The sequence below is a fragment of the Actinomadura sp. HBU206391 genome (genome assembly GCF_014323665.1).
Taxonomy (GTDB): domain Bacteria; phylum Actinomycetota; class Actinomycetes; order Streptosporangiales; family Streptosporangiaceae; genus Actinomadura_C.
This window is the reverse complement of sequence record NZ_JABVEB010000121.1, coordinates 1-17426: the sequence shown is the minus strand read 5'-3', so window position 1 is coordinate 17426 and position 17426 is coordinate 1. Positions and strand designations below refer to the sequence as shown.

The following is a 17426-nucleotide window of genomic DNA, read 5'->3' as shown; positions in this document are numbered from 1 at the left end:
CATCCGCGCCGGCGGGGAGTGCATTCCGGTCGCTGCTTCGCCTGCGTCGCGGGTCCCTGATTCGCCTGCGTCGCGGGCCCCTGATTCGACTGGGGCTCCTTGTTCGGCTGGGTCTGGGGCTTTCCCGTGGCCTGGGTGGTGGGCGTCGGATCGACCGGCGGGCATTCGGGCTTGTCGGGGCGCAGCCACATGATCACCAGCACCAGGCAGATCAAGCCGACGACTCCCAGGATGAGGAGGTTCCACACGGCGCGGGCGTGCGTCGATTCACGATCGGCGCCGCCGTACGGCCGCGCCGGCGACCGCGATGGTCGGGAGTGATCGACGAGGACCGGAGCGGACGCCTCGTCCGCCGGCAGCGAGTGCAGTGGGTAGGCGGCCGACGGTTCCACCGCGAAGCCGTCCTCGCCCGAGCTCAGAAACCGACGGTAGGAATCGAGTGCGGCCGTGCGCGCGGCGCGCAGATCGGTCTCGGCCGCCGCGGGATCTCCGTACGACGGCACCCACGAACCCGGGCAGACGTAGCCGTACATCACCCGCAGCGGACGGCTGTGCTCGTCGACCGGATCGGCGGCGTCCTCACCGGGTTCACCGACGTCGGCCGCGGTGACACGGTGGAGGGCGTGCACGACGGTGAGCCGTACGCCTGATGAGACGACCACCTGAACCGCCTGAGCGGACTCGCCCGCCGAGGAGGGGTCGATGACCTCTTCGAGGATTCCGTAGGACTGCTGGGCGACGAGGAAGTCGGGTGCCAGCAGTGTGCTGTAACCACGACGGCGGCCCCTGCCGACGAGGAACGGCCAGCCCTGTGCGGTCGCTCGGCTCATGACATCACTCGCTCGACAGACGGGAACTGGGAAGGCGGCCTTCGAGCACGTCGACCTTGCTCTGCAGGTCGCGCAGCACGCGCTTGCGGGCGATGCGAAGCTGGTGCATGCGCTCCTCGGCCGCGCTCAACTGCCGGTCGAGCCGGTCGTCCGGGGCATCTCCCCGGGATGCGAGGAACAGCCCGAGCGCGGGGCCGCCCAAGGCCGCCATGGCGGGAGTGGCCAAAGCACCGACGATCGCGCGGCCCGCCGCCTGGCCGACGAACCTGCCCAGCGCGGCGGCCGACTCCAGCGGGCCGAGGCCGGCCTGGCGCCGGGCCTGTTCCAGAGCGGCTCGCAGTGTGGCGGCGTCGAGGTTGTACTCGATCTGCTCGAAGACGTCCGGGATGACGGCCGACAGCGGTACGTCGACGTTGGTGGGACGGATGTGCCCGTCGCTTCGCTTGACGATCCTGCCGTTCCCGTTGAGAGTGGCGAACTCCGGGCCCACGGCGCTGACCGGGATCAGCCGGACCACCCGCTTGGCGCTGTACAGCCTGACCAGGTCCCGGAAGACCGGACTGGCCATGAGCAGATTCCGCACCATGTGCAGGCGGGTGTTCTCGTCGGGCTCGAGTTCTCGGAGCAGGTCCCATTTGGTGATGACGAACGTGACCGGGCTCGAGGTTCGCATCATCGGGGCGATCATGGCGGTGAGGCCGTGCTGCAGGTGGGCCTGCCCGGCGAGGTCTCCGTTCAGGGCCTGCCGGATGCGGTAGCCGTCGATGATGCCGATGAGCGCGTGCGCCGACTCGATGTGCTCGATGAGCGAGGCCAGCAGCGTCGATCCGGGCGGCTGCGGTTCGGTGAGCAACTCCCCCGCGTACTCCAGGTAGCCGAGGTTGAAGATGGTGTGGCGGTCGCCGGTGGTCTGCGTCTCCACGCTGAAGGCGTACTCACGTACCTCGCCCTTCGCCGTGCCCGGCGGCCAGTCCTCGCTGGTGTCGGCGATCTGGGCGAAGCTCCTGCTCAGCGCGATGACCTGGTCGTACGGCGCGGTCAGGTAGTAACTCTGCGATGAGGGGACCTGCAAATGGTGGTACATGCTGGAGAGCAGCAGGGTCTTGCCGGACCCCTGCAGCCCGAGGGCCACCACGTTGAAGGTGGGAACGGCCGGCTCGCGAACCGCGGCCCGCCTGCGGGTGCTCACGACTCGCACCACGACCATGACGATCGCGGCGACCACCAGTACGACGAGAGCGACGTTCATGTGTCTTCGACCGCCTCCATGCTCACAGTCCGCCTCGGTCCCGAGACCGACGCGGTCATCCCTGACCGAGCCGGATCCCGCGCACCATCTCGGCGGACTCAAGGTAGGCAGCCGAAGCCGGGGAGCACATGAGTACCCCCTGCCTATATTCACGACGGCCGGCTCCCGATCAGCACGCCTCCGGGTCGTGGCTCAGGGCGCCGAGATTGTCCCCGACGTAGTGCAGTCGAGCATCCGCGTCATGGCTCGCATTCTCGTCCACTCATGCGGCGGTCTCGAACCGCCGGGCGCATCGCATGGCGCTGAACTCCTACTCCTCCAGCGGACGGAAGGCACTCTGCGCAACACTGGCTCTCCCCAGCGAGGAGGTCGGCATGCCAGGCGAACACGTGTCGAGCGTCAGCTCCCGACGGCTCGGCCGGGAGCTTCGCGGCCTTCGCGAGGCGCGGGAGATCTCCTGCGACCGTGCGGCGGCCGAGCTGGGCCGCGCGCCGATCTGGCTGGTCGAGATCGAGTCCGGGCACGAGCGGATCACCGTGGCCGAACTACGCGGGTTACTGGACCTCTACGCCGTCACCGACGAGGGAACGCGCGATCACCTCACGGACCTGGCCCATCGCTGCGGCGGGCCGGCCTGGCTGAAGCGGCACACCGGCTGGCTCAGCGAACTCGAGCGCGACTTCATCATCCTGGAGTCCGAAGCGACCAATGTCCGCGCCTACGGAATCGGTCTCATCCCCGATCTGCAGCGGACCGAGGCGTACGCCCGGGCCACTTACTCCGCCGCCCTGCTTCCAGGCGACACCGTCACCGTGGAGCAGCGGCTCGACCTGCTGCTCAGTCGTCAGCGCCATCAGACCGACGGCGAGCCGCGCAGGTCGCACGTGGTGCTGGACGAGTCGGCGATCAGTCATCCCATCGGCGGTGCGCAGACCATGCTGGGCCAGTTGCGGCATCTGGCCGAGCACGCCCGCCAGGACCACGCGGTCGTCCAGCTGATCCCACGCGAGGTGGGGGCACATCCCGGGCTCGACGGTTCCTTCCACATCCTCGACTTCTCCGTTCCCGCCGAGCCGTCGGTGTCGATCAGCCAGTCGGCGCTCGGCCCGCTGCTCTCCTACGTCCCTCTCGACGACCACTTCCAGATGATCGCGGACGTCGCGCTCTCGCCCGCCGACTCGCTCTTCCTGATCGAGCAGGCCATCGGCGAGTTCTGACGGCGGTGCGGTGCCCCCACCGGGACGTGCCGCGGGGGTCAGCGGCCGTCGCCGGCGCGAAGCGCCCGCACGGTGAGTTGCTGGATCTTGTCATTGGCGCAGCCCGTGCCCGGCAGCGTGACGAACTTGGCCGTGGTCTCCTCCGGCGGGTACACGCGCACGCCGCGAACCGGCTGCGGCCGGCAGTCCACGGCGTCGTAGTTGCGTACGTTGACGAACCCCACGACGGCCGACGCCTTCTCGCCCCCGCCCAGGGTGATCGGTTCGCTCTTGTCACCGTCCCGGACGGCCGGCGCGCCGACCTGACGGCCATCGTCGCCGGCGACGTACGAGACACCGGGAAAGCCCTGGACGGTACACGGCGCATTGCTCACGTTGGTGAACACCAGCGAGCGGTACGAGGTGCCCGCCGCGGCGTCACCTCCCTTGAGCGACAACCGCAGGTCGCCCGCTCTGCACACGCCGTCATGCGACACCGGCACGGCCGCCGCGCGCCCGGACGTGCTCTCGCCGCCCTGCCCGCCGGACGGTTCCGGCGCGGAGGTACCCGGCGGGCCGTGAGCCGCGTCGCCGCCGTCGTTCGACGCACATCCGGCGAGGGCGATGGACAGTAACGTTGCGGCGAGTACCGCTCCCACGTGCGGAGCGTTGCTGGTCACCATGTCCTTCCGTCTCCCCGTAATCGGCCGTGGCTAACAACGCCGCAGGAAGGTCAGCGGACTCCACGGGGACGGAACTGGATGCTGATCCGGGGTCCGGTGACCCGTGCGGTCTTGGGGATGGCGTGCTCCCACGTGCGTTGGCAACTGCCGCCCATCACGATGAGGTCGCCGTGGCCGAGGTCGTGACGCAGCGCCGGGCCCCCGCCGCGAGGACGGAGCAGCAGCGTACGCGGCGTGCCGATCGAAACGATCGCGACCATGGTGTCCTCGGTCCGGCCGCGGCCGGTGGTGTCGCCGTGCCAGGCGACGCTGTCCCTGCCGTCGCGGTAGAGGCACAGCCCGGCGGTACGGAACGGCTCGCCGAGTTCCTCGGCGTAGTGCGCGTCGAGGGCTCGCCTGGCCTCGTCCAGCGCGGGGTCGGGCAGCACCTGCCCTTCGCCGTAGAAGGCGAGCAGCCGGGGGACGTCGACCACCCGGTCGTACATCCGCCGGCTCTCGGCCCGCCACGGCACCGCGTCGATCAACCGGTCGAACAGGGTGTCCGCACCGGCGATCCAACCCGGCCGGACATCGATCCAGGCCCCGTGGCCGAGCTCGGTCCGCCGAACCGAGGATCCGAGGGAGCCCGGAGCCACCTCGTCGCCGCAGTCCAGCAACGAGCCCTGGAAGGCAACGCTCATACGCCGAGTGTACGTCAGACGTCAAACATGCGTTCGAACCGGCCCTCCGGAAGCCGGGCGTTCATGATGGTGCCATCCTGAATTCAGAGCATTACCGTTACATATTGGCCAATTAGTTGCTTTATGGCGATGTTGACCGTTAATTGGCTGTGTCGAGGTCGACGCCTCCGCGTTCGCGCACCTAGGGTCGGCCCTAAGTCATTAGTCGCACAAACTCGGACTTCGTCGTCTGGATGGGCGGACAACACCGGCGACGCCATCACGAGCACGCGTCCCCGATGGAGGCGGATGAGCCATGTTCACACACTTCGTCGCGGCAGGCGCGCTCGCGGTCTCGTCCCTCGTCACCTCGGCCGCGATCCGGCCGCACTCACCGCGTCAGCTTCCGCCCCATGCGCGGCCGGGGATGTTCCAGCCCGATGAAATCGACCGACTCGTGGGCACGTGGCAACGAGCATCGCCCGGCCAGTCCGTTCTTTACCAGTGGAAATTCACTCACGACGGTAAGTACACCTGGAAATTCGGGACGATAGTTCCACCCGGCGGGAACGCCGGCTCACCTCCTCGGACCAACGAGGTGGAGACGGGCACATTCAAGGTGGCCGACGGCAGGATCGAATTGACGCCGAGCGCCTGCCGTACGGAGGTCATGAACCGATCTCTCCCCCGTGGCGGCTATGCCACAGATCTCGCTCCGGCACCGTCCCGGGCGTACTCATGGTCGATCGAGACGGGTGACACGGGGCAGCAGGTCCTCAAGCTCACCGATGCCGGGGCGGCGCCCAGCGGATCGTGCCTGCCGGCCAGGCATTCGACCTCGCTCGGGTACGACTCCGGTGACACCGGCGAGTTCGTGTCGGTCGACTGACCCTCCGAACGGCACGGCTCGTCACCCGGTCGGCGGGAAACGGACGATGCGGTCGTCAGCGGCGATGGGCGTTCCACGGCCGTCCCGGTTGCTGGTCATCACCCACAGCCAGCCCTCCGGGTCGACGGCGACCGTACGCAGCCGCCCGTACGCGTCCTGCAGGACCGCGCTCGGCGCGCCGGCCGTGCCGCCACTGCCGTCGAGCGGCACCTGCCACAGCCGCCGGCCGCGCAGCGCCGCCGCGTACAGCGTGCTGCCGGAGACGGTCGCGCCGCTCGGGGAGGCCTCGGAGGTGGCCCAGGTGACGATCGGCGCCTGGTAGGCGGGGGCTCCACCGGGGCCTTCGACCTGGGGCCACCCGTAGTTGCCGCCGGGCACGATGTGGTTGATCTCGTCCCAGGTGTTCTGCCCGAACTCGCTCGCGTACATCCGCCCGCCGCCCCAGGCCAGGCCCTGCACGTTGCGGTGGCCGAGCGTGTAGACCACGGACCCCGGCCGGGGGTTGTCGGCCGGCGCCGACCCGTCCGGCAGCATGCGCAGGATCTTGCCGCCGAGGCTCTGCCAGTCCTGGGCGTTGGCGGTCTGACCGCCGTCGCCGGTGCCGGCGTAGAGCATGCCGTCGGGGCCGAAGTGGATGCGGCCGCCGTTGTGGATGCTCGACCTGGGGATGCCGGACCGGATCACCTCCTGCTGCGGCGACGCCGCGAGCCGGAAGCGCACGATTCGGTTGTCGGAGGCCGCGGTGTAGTAGGCGTACACGTAGCCGTCCTGTGCGTAGGACGGCGACACGGCCAGGCCGAGCAGCCCTCCCTCCCCCGCCGCCTGCACCCCGGAGAGCCGGGCCACCTCGACGGGCGCCGAGTCCGGGCGCACCTGCAGGACGCGAGCGCTGGTGCGCTCCGACACCAGGGCGCTGCCGTCCGGCAGGAAGGCCAGCCCCCAGGGGACCGTCAGGCCCGTGGCGAGCACCTGGGGCCGGGCGAAGTCGAACCCCGCGTCCTCCTGTGCGGGGGCGGGCGCCGGTACGGCGACGAGGGAGGCGAGGGCGAGGACCGCGGCGAGTGAGAGGGTGCGCAGGTTCATGATGGCTCCTGATGGCGGGCAGGACGCTTGCCCACGCTAGGCGGGATGACTCGGCCGGTAAACCTCTCGTACCCGCGCGGAGCACGCCCACCGGGCGGCACGGCCGCGACTCCGCTGGTCCACGGCCTGGAGGGCGTTTTCCACGGATCTGACATGCCCGCTGACATCCGAGTGGAAATCACTTCCGTCCCCGGCCGCGCGGGTGCTCGGCACGCGGGAGTACGGACGGATCGCCGACGACCGGGGCGGCGATGGCAGGGGTGGCAGGATCTGACCATGGAGGTACTCAGCAGCCGGATCCTGCTCCGTCCCCTCGACGCCGAGCGCAGCCGCCGCTTCTACCGGGACACGCTGGGGCTGGCGGTCTACCGCGAGTTCGGGCCGCCCGACGACCCCGGGCTGGTGTTCTTCCTCGGCAATGGATTCCTCGAGGTCTCGGGGCATGATCCGCGACCTCCGGGCAGCTCGCCCGCGATCTTCATGCAGGTACGCGACGTGCGGGCCGAGCACCGGCGGCTCCAGTCCGCGGGTGTCACCGTCACGCGGGAGCCGCGGCAGGAGCCCTGGGGGCTGATCGAGATGTGGATCGAGGACCCGGACGGCGTGCGGATCGTCCTCGTCGAGATCCCGGATGACCACCCGCTCAGGCGCGACCAGCGCTGAGCCGGGAGTCGGCCGACGTGCCGAGGTGGCACCGGACTGCGGGGACGGTCCGAAACGCCGAGCGCCTTTACAATGTAGATCAAAAAGTCGCCATCGCCGGCGACCCTCAGGTGTCCGCCACCACGATGCCGAGGCTCTGTGCGAGGGCGGGCGCGAGATCGATGAGCTGATCGGTCGTGATCACGGCTCCGCGCAGCGAGCCGGGGGTGATCGTGAGGTTCAGCTCGGCACCGCGCAGATCGACCTTGTCGAGGGTGACATCGGACAGGTCGACCCGGCTCAGCCGCGACCCGGGGAACGCCGTCCGGGCCAGCGTGGCACCGCGAAGGTCCACGTCGCGCAGCACACAGTCCTCGAAGACGACATCGGTCAGCGTGCAGCCCCTGAGGTTCACCGAGTCGAGCTTGCAGCCCCGGAAGACCACCCGCCTCAGCGCCGACCCGTACGCCTCCACGCCGGCCAGGGCGCTGGCCAACAGCGTCGCGTCCAGCCAGCTGGTCTCCCGCGCGTCGGTGCCGACGAGGCGCACATCGCGAAACCACACGTCGTTGAACCGCGCCCCCCGCAGCCGCCCCCGTTCGAACGCGACCCGGGTGAAGGCGCATTCGAGAAAGCCCGTACCGGCCCCCGCGACATCCGCCACGGTGATCGCGTCGAAGTGCACGGTGTCGTAGGTGTCGCCGCCCCAGGCGCCGTCGTGCGGCGTGAGCGCTGCGGCGTACGACAGTTCGGAGAGTTCGGAGGGTGCCGTCATGGCACCCCACCCTGCCAGGCTCGTGCCCTGGGTCATCGCCGGGGACCCGACCGGGATCCGCCGGGCCGAGTTCACCCGCGGGCGGCCGGGTGGACGCCGCCGCCGGGGGCCGCCGTGCCATGCTGAACGTGTGGCCGAGGAACAGAGACGGTGGCGGGTCCGCCCTGAGCAGGTGGTGTTGAAGGCCGGAGCCGCCGTGGTCATCGCGCTCGCCGCGCTCCGCGGCGACGCGGGGTTCGCGCTGCTCGGCGGGATCGCCGCGCTCGTCCTCACCGCGCTCGCCGTACGGGACATCCTCGTCCCCGTACGGCTGGCCGCCGACCGTGAGGGGATCACCGTGGTGAGCGGGATCGCCGGAACGCAGCGGATCCTCTGGCCGGAGATCGAACGGATCCGGCTGTACAAGAGCCGGCGGCTGGGCATCCCGAGCCGACTGCTGGAGATCGACACTGGGGACTCGCTGTGCCTGCTCAGCACCCATGACCTCGGCGCCTCGCCCGAGGAGGTGGAACGGGAACTGCGCGAGATCAGGCGAAGGGTGGCCGGGCCGCCCGCCGGTGGCGCGGCACCGGAGCGGCCTGGGACGGACTAACGGCGCTGGAGCGTGGCCAGTCCTCGTGCCACGAGAGGCTCCACCATGCCGCCGATCTCGGCGAATCCCTCCCCCACCGTCTTGCCCTGGAGATGGCGGAAGTGGATCCCCTCGCTGATCACCGCTAGCTTGAAGCAGGCGAACGCCTCATACCAGGGCAGCGGCGACAGGTCCAGACCGGCCGTGGCGCCGTAGAGTTCCAGCAGCTCCTCGCCGGGCGGGAAGCCGAACTCGGGCCGGACGGGCCGCTCGGGCAGCTCCTCGAAGCCGCCCCAGTAGAGCAGCAGCAGCCCCACGTCACTGAGCGGATCCCCGAGGGTCGCCATCTCCCAGTCGACCACGGCGGCGACCGTGTCGCCCGCGCCGACGATGACGTTGTCCAGCTTGTAGTCCCCATGGACGATCGCGGCTCGCTGCGTCACCGGGATCGCGGCCGCGAGGGTCGCGCTCAGCTCCTCAACGCCGTCGATCTCGCGGCTGCGCGACGCCGCGAGCTGGGTGCGCCACCGCCCGACCTGCCGCTCCAGATAGCCCTCGGGGCGGCCGAAGCCCGCCAGCCCCACCTCGTCGGGGTCGACCGCGTGCAGCTCGGCGAGCACCGCCACGAGGTCGAGTGCGATGGCCCGCGCCCGTTCCCGGCCGAGGGCGCCGGTCTGCTCCTCGGTGCGGAAGACAGTGCCCTCGACCTTCTCCATCAGGTAGAAGGGGGCGCCGAGCACGTCGTCGTCCTCGCACAGCCCGTACGTCGCCGGGACCGGCACGGGCGTGCCGGCCAGCGCGCTCATCACCCGGTGCTCCCTGGCCATGTCGTGCGCCGTCGCCAGGACATGCGCCAGCGGCGGGCGCCGCAGCACCCATTCGACGGCGCCGTCGGTCACGACGTAGGTCAGGTTGGACTTGCCCCCCTCGACCAGCCGCGCCGACAGCGATCCCGCCGCCAGGCCGGGGAACCGGTGGCCGAGGTGGGCCCGTAGCCGCTCCAGGTCCACACCCGGGGGGACCTCACCGGCGGTCATCTCCGCATCTCCGCGCTCCAGAGAAGGTGGTCGTTGACGGACATATCCCGGCAACCCTACGGTAATACCGACTGGTCGGTATGTTGTGCAGCTCACACCCGGGAAGCCCCCTCGACCCCCGTAGGAGATGAGGTCGTTCATGATCACTAGCACGATGCAGGACTTCCCGCTCACCGTGACCGCGATCCTCCGGCACGGCGCGCGGGTGTACGGCGACAGCGAGTGCGTGACATGGACCGGAGCGGGCGCGCGGCGGGGAACGTACGCCCAGGTGGCCGAGAACGCCGAGCGCCTCGCGGCGGCGCTCCGACGGCTCGGCGTCGGCGCCGGCGACCGGGTCGCCACCTTCGCCTGGAACAACCAGGAACACCTGGAGGCCTACTTCGCGATCCCGGCCATGGGCGCCGTGCTGCACACCCTGAACCTCCGCTTGTTCCCCGACCAGCTCACCCACATCGTCGGCCACGCCGAAGACAAGATCATCATTGTGGACGACAGCATCGTCCCGCTACTCGCCCGCGTCGCCGCCGACCTCACCACGGTCGAGGCGTTCATCGTGATCGGGGACGGCGACGCCGCCGCCCTCGAGGCGGGCGGCGCGCGGGTCCTGCGCTACCGCGAGCTGCTGGCCGCCGAGGAGCCGGGCTTCGAGTGGCCCGAGCTCGACGAGCGCTCGGCCGCGTCGATGTGCTACACCAGCGGGACCACCGGCGACCCCAAGGGCGTGGTCTACTCCCACCGGTCGACGTTCCTGCACGCCCAGTCGATGCTGTCGGCGAGCCTCGCGGGCATCACCGAGGCCGACCGGGTACTGGCCATCGTGCCCATGTTCCACGTCAACGCCTGGGGCCTGCCGTTCGGCGCGTTCCTGTCCGGCGCGACGCTGCACATGCCCGGCCCGTTCCTGCAGCCCGAGCACCTGACCTCCTTCATCGCCACCGAACGCTCGACCGTGGCGTCCGCGGTGCCGACGATCTGGAACGCGATCCTCAACCACGGCGCCGACCACGAACTCGACCTGTCCTCGCTGCGGGCCGGCACCTCCGGCGGTGCAGCCGCGCCACGGACGATGCTGGAGCAGTTCGAGGAGCGGTACGGCCTGCGCATCATCCAGGGCTGGGGGATGACCGAGACCAGCCCGGTGGGCGGCATGGCGTTCCCGCCGCCGGACGTGAAGCCGGGCTCGGCCGAGGATCTGGACTGGCGGATGAAGTCCGGCCGCATCGCGGCCGGCGTGGAGATGCGCATCGTCGACGACTCCGGCGCCACGCTGCCGTGGGACGGCGTCAGCGTCGGCGAGATCGAGGTCCGCGGCCCGTGGATCACCGGGTCCTACTACCGGGACCCGGCGCCGGAGAAGTTCCACGACGGGTGGCTGCGGACCGGTGACATCGGCACGATCGACGAGCGTGGCTACTTCCAGATCACCGACCGGGCCAAGGACGTCATCAAGTCCGGCGGTGAGTGGATCTCGTCGGTCGAGCTGGAGAACCACCTCGTCGCCCACCCCGGAGTGCTGGAGGCGGCCGTGATCGGCGTTCCCGACGACCGCTGGGACGAGCGCCCCCTCGCCTGCGTGGTCCGGCGGGCCGGCGCGACCGTGACGGCGGCCGAACTCGCCGCCTTCCTCGACGGCAAGGTGGCCAAGTGGCAGATTCCGGAGAACTGGACCTTCATCGAGGAGGTCCCGAAGACCACGGTGGGCAAGTACGACAAGAAGCCACTGCGGGCGCTCTTCCGCGGCGGCGATCTCACCGTCGAACGACTCTGAGAAACGGCCCTGAGCGAAACGGCCTTGAGTGAACCGGCTCTGCGAGAAGTGCGCGGCCGGGCCGTCATGAGGAGGTGTGCCGCAGTCCGTCCAAGAGCAGGCCGACGTAGTATTCGCTGACCGTGTGCGCTCCGAGCGGGCCGCCGACGTGATACCACGTGCTCAACTGATGCACGGCCCCGAAGAAGAAATGCACGACGATATCCGCGGGCACGTCAGCGCGGAATATCCCTGCCTGTTGCCCTTCTTCGACCAGTGATCGGAAGCGCTCGTGATAGTGCCGCCGTTCCGCCCTTACCGCCCTTCTCTTGTTCTGCGGCAAGAGATGCATCGACCGGAAGAAAACGGTCAGCTCGTCCAGATGCAGGAAGCTCGTCTCGATGACGTCGACGGCGGCGGCGCGCAGGCGCTCTTCGGCGGTGCCCTCGCCACCGGCGAACTGCTCCAGCCGGCTCGTCTGCATCATCAGCAGCCGGTGGTAGATCTGGTACAGCAGGTCATCCTTCGCGGCGAAATAGTGGTACATCGCGCCCTTGGTGACACCGGCCGCAGCCACGATCTCCTGCACCGACGTGCCCTCGAAGCCCTTCGCCGCGAACAACCGCGTCGCGACCGCGAGCAGCCGCTCGGGCAGCGGGCCCGTGAGCACGGCGGCACCGGACGGGGGCTCCCACACACCTGCCATGACTCCGCCTTCCACGATCAGGCCAGGCGGCCCTCACGATCACCGTCCACGCCAGCCGGTCACCCTACCGACCCACGCCCTTCGGGCATGCGCCAGGGCAGACTCCCACACCGGCGCCCTACGGTCTCGTTGTGCCCTGAAAAAGGTGACCTAATGCCTGGCAATCCGTTCGGTAATTCTACCGGCGAGGAACATTCCCGTCCCCATTGACGAGATAAGAAGCGCAATCTATGGTGTCGATACCGACTGGACGGTATGCGCTTGGGAAAGGCGTTGCCGCCAGCCCGCGCTGAGAGACCGTCCGTATCCGCTTCGACATCGTTTCGGTACCGCTTCGACATCAGCTCAACGCCCGGTTCGCTCACTATGACGTTCACCACGACATTCGCTTCGAGACGTATCCACGCCCTTCATGATCGGTTCTGGACGTGTCGCCTTCGAGACGAGGAACGATGACCTCTCCTCCCTCCCTGCTCGAGCTTCGTGACGTGACGGTCCGCTTCGGCGGTCTGGTGGCCCTCGACGGGGTCTCCTTCGACGTACCGCAGGGCCGGGTGACGGGCGTGATCGGGCCGAACGGCGCCGGCAAGACCACCGTCTTCAACGTGGTCTGCGGATTCGTCCGTCCCGACGCGGGCCGGCTCCGCTGGCGGGGCGAGCCGCTCACCCGCCACCGGCCGCACGACCTGACCAGGCTCGGCATCGCTCGCACCCTGCAGGGCCTCGGCCTGTTCCCCGGGCTGACCGTCGTGCAGAACGTGATGGTGGGCGCCGAGCGGCACGCCCGAGCCGGGCTGCTGTCCGCGCTCTTCGCGCTGCCGCGCTCGGACCGCGACGAGGCGGCTCTGCGCGACCGGGCCATGCGCCTGCTGACCGAGCTCGACATCGCCGACGTCGCCGGCCGGTTCCCCGGCCAGCTGCCGTACGGCGTCCAGAAACGGGTGGCGCTGGCCCGGGCGCTCGTCGCCGAACCCGACCTGGTGCTGCTCGACGAGCCGGCGGCCGGCCTCTCGGCCACCGAGATCGACGAGCTCGCCACCCTCATCCGCGGCCTGCGCGAGAAGGCCTCGGTCGTCCTGGTGGAGCACCACATGGACCTGGTGATGGAGGTCTGCGACGACGTCGTCGTGCTGGACTTCGGCCGGCTCATCGCACGCGGAAGCCCCGACGACGTCCGGGACGACCCGCTCGTCGTCGCGGCCTACCTCGGCGACGAGGTGGACGACAGCGCCGCGGACGAGCTGACCCGGAACGTTGAGCCGGCCGACGGCCGGCCGGCCGAAGGCGACGGGGTCGGATCGGAGGCCCGCCGTGCTTGAGATCCGCGAACTCGTCGTCGGCTACGGCGCGGTGCGTGCCCTGGACGGGGTGTCCCTGGGCGCGGCGAAGGGCGGCATCACCGCGGTGCTCGGCGCCAACGGAGCCGGCAAGACCACGCTCCTGCGCGCGGTCAGCGGGCTGGTGCGGCCCCGCTCGGGCGAGATCCTCCTGGACGGCCGTGACATCGGCCGGCTGCCGGCCGAGGAGATCACCCGCCTCGGCGTGGCGCACGTGCCGGAGAGCGGGGGCATCATCATCGAGCTGACCGTCGAGGAGAACCTGCGCCTCGGCGGGCTGTGGCGGCGTGACAAAGCGGCGCTGCGCCGCCAGATCTCCGAGGTGTACGACCTGTTCCCGCCGCTGCGGGCCCGGCAAGGGCGGGTGGCGGCCACGCTGTCCGGCGGCGAGCGCCAGATGCTCGCGCTCGGGCGGGCGCTGGTCAGCCGGCCCCGCCTGCTGCTCATGGACGAGCCGTCCCTCGGCCTCGCGCCACGAGTGGCCGCGCAGATCATGGCGGTGCTACGCCGGCAGCGCGACGAGCAGGGCCTCACCGTGGTCCTGGTCGAGCAGAACGCCCGCAGCGCCCTGTCCGTCGCCGACCACTCGGTGGTGCTGAGCCTCGGCTCGGTCGCCGCGGAGATCGCGCAAGGAGAGGCCATCGACGACCGGCTCCGACACGCCTACCTGGGGTTCTAATGGTCGAATTCGTCAACCTCACGCTCTCTGGCATCACCAACGGGATGGTCTACGCGGCGGTGGCCCTCGCCCTCGTGCTGATCTGGCGGGCCACCCGCATCGTCAACTTCGCCCAGGGCGGCATGCTGATGCTGACCACGTTCATCGCGTGGAGCATCATCGACCGCGGTGGCTCGTACTGGACGGCACTGGCCGCCGCGCTCGTCGCCGGCCTCGTGCTCGGCGCGGTGATCGAGCGGCTCGTCATCCGCCCCGTGGAGAACAAGCCCCCGCTCAACGCGGTGATCGTGACCCTGGGCCTGCTCGTCGTGCTCCAGGCGGTCGCGGGGATGATCTGGGGCGGCCAACCGCGCTCCTATCCCCCGGCGTTCACCATCCAGGGCTTCACCATGGGCGACACCGGGCTGCTGCTGTCGCCGTTCGACCTGTTCGTCATCGGCGCGGTCGGCGTCGTCATGGTGGCCCTCATCCTGCTGTTCCGCCGCACCGACATCGGGCTGAAGCTGCGCGCCTCGGCGTTCGCGCCCGAGATCGCCCGGCTGCTCGGCGTACGGGTCGGCCGGATGCTCACCCTCGGCTGGGCGCTCGCCGCGGTGGTCGGCTCGCTCGCGGGCGTGCTCATCGCGCCGTCGGTGTTCGTCGGGCCGAACCAGTTCGACGCCGTCCTGGTCTTCGGCTTCACCGCCGCCGTCATCGGCGGGCTCGACAGCCCCGTGGGCGCCGTGGTGGGCGGCCTGGTGCTGGGCTGCGCGCTCAGCTACGTCACCGGCTACGTCAGCTCCGACATCGTCACCCTCGGCGCGCTCGCGGCGCTCATCACCGTCCTCATGGTCCGCCCGAACGGCCTGTTCGCCACGTCCGCCGGGAGGCGCGTGTGAAAGCCCTCCAGTCCACACCCATGCGACTCGGCTCCGGCTGGGCCGGCGTCGCGCGCCGAACCCTCGGGCGCCACACGCTCCTGCGGCACACCATCGCCGCGGTCGTCGCGGTCGCGGCGCTCGCCGTCCTCACCGACGCGGTCAGCCCCTATCGCGACCTGCAGATCGCGCACATGGGCTACATCCTCTGCGCCGCCGCCGGGCTCACCGTGCTCACCGGGCTGGGCGGCCAGATCTCCCTCGGGCACGGCGCCTTCATGGCGATCGGTGCCTACACGACGGCGCTGGTACTGAACCACTGGGCGTGGCCGCTCGCCGCGGTGCTCATCGCCGCGGTGGCGGTCACCGCCGTGGCCGGCTTCATCGTCGGCGTCGCGGCGGCCCGGCTGCACGGCCCCTATCTCGCGGGCGCGACCCTCGCGCTCGCCGTCGGGCTGCCGGGCCTGGTGAGCTACGAACCCGTCACCGGGCTGCTCGGCGGCCAGAACGGCCTGAGCGTCTCACCCTCCCCGCCGCCGCTCGCGCTCGGCGAGACCTTCCCCCTGGAACGCTGGCAGGCCTGGATCTCCTGCCTCTGCGCGGTCATCGTGATGTGGCTGCTGGCCAACCTCACCCACAGCCGCCTCGGCCGGTCGCTGCCCGCGACCCGGGACGACGAGATCGCCGCCGCGCTGAGCGGAATCCGGGTGGCCCGGGTACGGATCATCACCTCCGTGGTCGCGGCCGCGTGCGCCGGGCTCGGCGGGGCCCTGCTCGCCGTGGTCACCACACTCGCCGCCCCGGGCGCGTTCCCGCTCACGCTGTCACTGCAACTCGTCGCGGCGGTGGTGCTGGGCGGGCTCGGCAGCCTGGCGGGCGCGGTGTGGGGGTCGGTGATCCTCGTGCTGGTGCCCAACTGGGCGAGCAACCCGGACGTCACCTCGCACCTGCCGCACAACGTCGCCTCGAACCTGCCCGCGTTGGTCTTCGGAGTCGTGCTCATCGTCGTCACGCTGCTGTTCCCGCGTGGGATGCAGGGCGGGTTCCGGTGGGTCGGCAGGCAGGTGAGGGACCGGCTGACACAGAGATCCGGCTGACAGAGAGAACAGGTCATCGGGGGTCGATACCGAGGAGGAGCACATGAAACGACCCGGGGTCCTGCGGACCCTCGCGGTCCTCGTCACGGCGGCCGTCACGGCGACCGCCTGCGGTTCCGGCGATGACGAGGGCAAGGGCGGCCAGTCCGGCGGAGGTTCGGCGCCGGGCGTCACCGCCACGACGGTCACCATCGGCAGCCACCAACCGCTGACCGGGCCGGCGGCCCCTGGCTACAGCGCCAACTCCGCCGCCTCCAAGGCCTACTTCGACTACATCAACGAGAGCGGCGGCATCAACGGGCGCAAGATCGTCTACAAGGTCGTCGACGACGTCTACAACCCGACCCAGACCGTCGACGTGGTCCACCGGCTCGTGCTGCAGGACAAGGTCTTCGCCATCTTCAACGGTCTCGGGACACCCACGCACACGAAAGTCCTCGACTATCTCAACGCCCAGCGGGTGCCGGACCTGTTCGTCGCCTCGGGATGCGGTTGCTGGGACCAGCCGAAGAAGAACCCGTACACGTTCGGATGGCAGCCCGACTACATCCGCGAGGGCAAGATCCTCGGGCAGCACATCAAGGAGAAGTTCGCGGGCAAGAAGGTCGCCTACTTCTACCAGAACGACGACTTCGGCCAGGACGGCCTGAAGGGCCTGGACAAGTACGTCCCCGCGAGCCAGGTGGTCGCCCGGCAGTCGTACCAGCCGGGAGGGACCGACGTGGGCGCCCAGGCGCAGGCGATCGCCCAGTCCAAGGCCGACGTGGTGGTGCTGTTCACCATCCCGACCTACACCGCGCTCTTCCGGCTGGCGGCGCTCAAGCTCAACTACAAGCCGCAGATCATCGTGAGCAACGTCGGCTCTGACCCGATCACCCTCACGAGCCTGCTGGAGAGCTACGCCAAGCAGGGCGGCACCGAGCTCGAGGGCAACCCGCTCATCCAGGGGATCATCACGAACAGCTACCTGCCCGCTCCGGGCGCCAAGGACAACACCTGGACCGAGCTGTTCCGCAAGATCCACGCGAAGTACATCCCCAACCTGCCCTTCAACGGCAACATCATTTATGGGATGTCGGCGGCGTACACGTTCGCCCAGGCCCTGAAGGCGGCCGGGCCCAACCCGACCCGCAAGGGCGTGGTCGACGCGCTCGAGAGCTCGAAGTTCACCGGTCCGGGCCTCGTGCCGTTCGCGTACAGCAAGGACTCGCACTCGGGCTACATCGGCGCGCAGATCGGCCGGATCAAGGGCACCAGCATCGTCGTCGAGGGCCAGCCGCTCACGACCGACGCCGGCGACGGGCCCATCCAGCCCAGCACCGTCCAGCAGCCGTCGGCGCCCGCCAACGGCGTCCCGACCGGCTGACCCCACCCCCCAGATCGCCC

The 17426-nt window shown here is 70.1% G+C and carries 18 protein-coding genes; 10 read left to right on the top strand and 8 right to left on the bottom strand.

Features of this window, described 5'->3' with window-relative positions; genetic code table 11:
- Positions 1 to 830: hypothetical protein (locus HKK72_RS26100; RefSeq protein WP_187237072.1), on the bottom strand; the 830-nt coding region annotated here is incomplete at its 3' end.
- Positions 831 to 834: 4 nt separating this feature from the next.
- Positions 835 to 2079, bottom strand: coding sequence for a hypothetical protein (locus tag HKK72_RS26095; protein ID WP_187237071.1), 1245 nt, complete (start codon positions 2077 to 2079; stop codon positions 835 to 837).
- Between the two features lie 374 nt (positions 2080 to 2453).
- On the opposite strand from HKK72_RS26095, the gene HKK72_RS26090 reads away from it, so the two are divergent.
- Positions 2454 to 3296, top strand: coding sequence for a helix-turn-helix domain-containing protein (locus HKK72_RS26090; protein WP_187237070.1), 843 nt, complete (start codon positions 2454 to 2456; stop codon positions 3294 to 3296).
- 38 nt (positions 3297 to 3334) lie between these two features.
- On the opposite strand, the gene HKK72_RS26085 is transcribed toward HKK72_RS26090, so the two are convergent.
- Positions 3335 to 3958, bottom strand: coding sequence for a DUF4232 domain-containing protein (locus HKK72_RS26085; RefSeq protein ID WP_187237069.1), 624 nt, complete (start codon positions 3956 to 3958; stop codon positions 3335 to 3337).
- Between the two features lie 50 nt (positions 3959 to 4008).
- Entirely contained in the window at positions 4009 to 4638 is a 630-nt protein-coding gene (locus HKK72_RS26080) for an alpha-ketoglutarate-dependent dioxygenase AlkB (RefSeq protein WP_187237068.1), read from the bottom strand.
- Positions 4639 to 5287: 649 nt separating this feature from the next.
- Here HKK72_RS26080 and HKK72_RS26075 point away from each other — a divergent pair.
- Positions 5288 to 5506: a hypothetical protein gene (locus HKK72_RS26075; protein WP_187237067.1), complete on the top strand. Its 219-nt coding sequence runs from the start codon at positions 5288 to 5290 to the stop codon at positions 5504 to 5506.
- Between the two features lie 21 nt (positions 5507 to 5527).
- On the opposite strand, the gene HKK72_RS26070 is transcribed toward HKK72_RS26075, so the two are convergent.
- Positions 5528 to 6589 carry a PQQ-dependent sugar dehydrogenase gene (locus HKK72_RS26070; RefSeq protein WP_187237066.1) on the bottom strand — a complete coding sequence of 354 codons (1062 nt, stop codon included), beginning with the start codon at positions 6587 to 6589 and terminating at the stop codon, positions 5528 to 5530.
- Positions 6590 to 6865: 276 nt separating this feature from the next.
- Between HKK72_RS26070 and HKK72_RS26065 the strand changes: the two genes are divergently transcribed.
- Entirely contained in the window at positions 6866 to 7252 is a 387-nt protein-coding gene (locus HKK72_RS26065; RefSeq protein ID WP_187237065.1) for a VOC family protein, read from the top strand.
- Positions 7253 to 7358: 106 nt separating this feature from the next.
- Here HKK72_RS26065 and HKK72_RS26060 read toward each other — a convergent pair whose 3' ends face one another.
- Complete coding sequence (locus tag HKK72_RS26060; protein WP_187237064.1) at positions 7359 to 8006, bottom strand: pentapeptide repeat-containing protein; 648 nt, start codon at positions 8004 to 8006, stop codon at positions 7359 to 7361.
- Here HKK72_RS26060 and HKK72_RS26055 point away from each other — a divergent pair.
- Positions 8005 to 8598, top strand: a complete 594-nt coding sequence (locus tag HKK72_RS26055) for a PH domain-containing protein (protein WP_187237063.1) — start codon at positions 8005 to 8007, stop codon at positions 8596 to 8598. The two genes, HKK72_RS26060 and HKK72_RS26055, sit on opposite strands and share 2 nt — an antisense overlap.
- On the opposite strand, the gene HKK72_RS26050 is transcribed toward HKK72_RS26055, so the two are convergent.
- On the bottom strand, positions 8595 to 9614 hold the full coding sequence (locus HKK72_RS26050; RefSeq protein ID WP_187237062.1) for a phosphotransferase family protein: 1020 nt from the start codon (positions 9612 to 9614) through the stop codon (positions 8595 to 8597). The two genes, HKK72_RS26055 and HKK72_RS26050, sit on opposite strands and share 4 nt — an antisense overlap.
- 139 nt (positions 9615 to 9753) lie before the next feature.
- On the opposite strand from HKK72_RS26050, the gene HKK72_RS26045 reads away from it, so the two are divergent.
- On the top strand, positions 9754 to 11385 hold the full coding sequence (locus tag HKK72_RS26045) for a long-chain fatty acid--CoA ligase (protein WP_222721139.1): 1632 nt from the start codon (positions 9754 to 9756) through the stop codon (positions 11383 to 11385).
- Between the two features lie 64 nt (positions 11386 to 11449).
- Here HKK72_RS26045 and HKK72_RS26040 read toward each other — a convergent pair whose 3' ends face one another.
- Positions 11450 to 12070 (bottom strand): TetR/AcrR family transcriptional regulator, encoded by a 621-nt coding sequence (locus tag HKK72_RS26040; protein ID WP_187237061.1) that lies wholly within the window; start codon positions 12068 to 12070, stop codon positions 11450 to 11452.
- A 452-nt stretch (positions 12071 to 12522) separates the two neighbouring features.
- On the opposite strand from HKK72_RS26040, the gene HKK72_RS26035 reads away from it, so the two are divergent.
- Genes HKK72_RS26035 through HKK72_RS26015 form a run of 5 tightly spaced genes read left to right on the top strand, consistent with a single transcriptional unit; the run spans position 12523 to position 17406 of the window.
- Positions 12523 to 13389 (top strand): ABC transporter ATP-binding protein, encoded by an 867-nt coding sequence (locus HKK72_RS26035; protein WP_187237060.1) that lies wholly within the window; start codon positions 12523 to 12525, stop codon positions 13387 to 13389.
- On the top strand, positions 13382 to 14086 hold the full coding sequence (locus tag HKK72_RS26030; protein ID WP_187237059.1) for an ABC transporter ATP-binding protein: 705 nt from the start codon (positions 13382 to 13384) through the stop codon (positions 14084 to 14086). Before HKK72_RS26035 ends, HKK72_RS26030 begins: the two co-directional genes overlap by 8 nt.
- Positions 14086 to 14964: a branched-chain amino acid ABC transporter permease gene (locus HKK72_RS26025; RefSeq protein ID WP_187237058.1), complete on the top strand. Its 879-nt coding sequence runs from the start codon at positions 14086 to 14088 to the stop codon at positions 14962 to 14964. Before HKK72_RS26030 ends, HKK72_RS26025 begins: the two co-directional genes overlap by 1 nt.
- 20 nt (positions 14965 to 14984) lie before the next feature.
- Positions 14985 to 16040, top strand: coding sequence for a branched-chain amino acid ABC transporter permease (locus tag HKK72_RS26020; RefSeq protein WP_187237073.1), 1056 nt, complete (start codon positions 14985 to 14987; stop codon positions 16038 to 16040).
- Positions 16041 to 16083: 43 nt separating this feature from the next.
- A complete protein-coding gene (locus HKK72_RS26015; RefSeq protein WP_187237057.1) occupies positions 16084 to 17406 on the top strand; it encodes an ABC transporter substrate-binding protein in 1323 nt (440 codons plus the stop codon).
- Positions 17407 to 17426 lie beyond the last annotated feature (20 nt).

Coding starts and splice junctions, on each gene's coding strand:
- HKK72_RS26045 (WP_222721139.1), top strand. CDS start 9,754: ATGATCACTAGCACGATGCAGGACTTCCCGCTCACCGTGACCGCGATC.
- HKK72_RS26085 (WP_187237069.1), bottom strand. CDS start 3,958: ATGGTGACCAGCAACGCTCCGCACGTGGGAGCGGTACTCGCCGCAACG.
- HKK72_RS26055 (WP_187237063.1), top strand. CDS start 8,005: ATGGCACCCCACCCTGCCAGGCTCGTGCCCTGGGTCATCGCCGGGGAC.
- HKK72_RS26090 (WP_187237070.1), top strand. CDS start 2,454: ATGCCAGGCGAACACGTGTCGAGCGTCAGCTCCCGACGGCTCGGCCGG.
- HKK72_RS26070 (WP_187237066.1), bottom strand. CDS start 6,589: ATGAACCTGCGCACCCTCTCACTCGCCGCGGTCCTCGCCCTCGCCTCC.
- HKK72_RS26050 (WP_187237062.1), bottom strand. CDS start 9,614: ATGACCGCCGGTGAGGTCCCCCCGGGTGTGGACCTGGAGCGGCTACGG.
- HKK72_RS26080 (WP_187237068.1), bottom strand. CDS start 4,638: ATGAGCGTTGCCTTCCAGGGCTCGTTGCTGGACTGCGGCGACGAGGTG.
- HKK72_RS26075 (WP_187237067.1), top strand. CDS start 5,288: ATGAACCGATCTCTCCCCCGTGGCGGCTATGCCACAGATCTCGCTCCG.
- HKK72_RS26035 (WP_187237060.1), top strand. CDS start 12,523: ATGACCTCTCCTCCCTCCCTGCTCGAGCTTCGTGACGTGACGGTCCGC.
- HKK72_RS26015 (WP_187237057.1), top strand. CDS start 16,084: ATGAAACGACCCGGGGTCCTGCGGACCCTCGCGGTCCTCGTCACGGCG.
- HKK72_RS26095 (WP_187237071.1), bottom strand. CDS start 2,079: ATGAACGTCGCTCTCGTCGTACTGGTGGTCGCCGCGATCGTCATGGTC.
- HKK72_RS26060 (WP_187237064.1), bottom strand. CDS start 8,006: ATGACGGCACCCTCCGAACTCTCCGAACTGTCGTACGCCGCAGCGCTC.
- HKK72_RS26040 (WP_187237061.1), bottom strand. CDS start 12,070: ATGGCAGGTGTGTGGGAGCCCCCGTCCGGTGCCGCCGTGCTCACGGGC.
- HKK72_RS26065 (WP_187237065.1), top strand. CDS start 6,866: ATGGAGGTACTCAGCAGCCGGATCCTGCTCCGTCCCCTCGACGCCGAG.
- HKK72_RS26025 (WP_187237058.1), top strand. CDS start 14,086: ATGGTCGAATTCGTCAACCTCACGCTCTCTGGCATCACCAACGGGATG.
- HKK72_RS26020 (WP_187237073.1), top strand. CDS start 14,985: ATGCGACTCGGCTCCGGCTGGGCCGGCGTCGCGCGCCGAACCCTCGGG.